General features: G+C 73.4%; 1 protein-coding gene. It reads left to right on the forward strand.

The window, feature by feature from the left end; all coding sequences use genetic code 11:
• A partial coding sequence (locus NS355_RS17660; RefSeq protein WP_209445135.1) for an Ig-like domain-containing protein occupies positions 1–538 on the forward strand: 538 nt, incomplete at both ends.

The following is a 538-nucleotide window of genomic DNA, read 5'->3' on the forward strand; positions in this document are numbered from 1 at the left end:
ACGCTGACCAGCACCGGCGGCACCGCGCCGTACAGCTACAGCGCCACGGGCCTGCCCGCTGGCGTCACGCTGGCCGCCAACGGCACGCTCTCGGGCACGCCGACCACGGCTGGCAGCTACACCGTCACCGTCACGGTCACCGACGCGCATGGTGCCACCGGCACCGCAACCTATACGCTGGAGGTTGCCGTCCAGGCACCCGTCGCCGGCGCGGTCAGCACGACCGTCGCCGCCAACAGCACCGCCAATGCAGTGACGCTCGCCCTGTCGGGTGGCGCTGCGACCTCGGTCGCCGTCGCCACCGCGCCGGCACACGGCACGGCCACCGCCTCGGGCACCGGCATCAGCTACACGCCGGCCGCCGGTTATTCGGGGAGCGACAGCTTCACCTACACCGCGACCAATGCGTCCGGCACCAGCGCGCCCGCGACCGTCACCGTCACGGTGACCGCCCCGACGCTGGTCGTCGCACCGGCCTCGGGTCCGTTGCCGGCGGCGACCGTCGGCATCGCCTACACCGCGACGCTGACCAGCACCG

This window comes from Sphingomonas yabuuchiae, assembly GCF_001477495.1.
In the GTDB taxonomy this organism is placed as follows: domain Bacteria; phylum Pseudomonadota; class Alphaproteobacteria; order Sphingomonadales; family Sphingomonadaceae; genus Sphingomonas; species Sphingomonas yabuuchiae_A.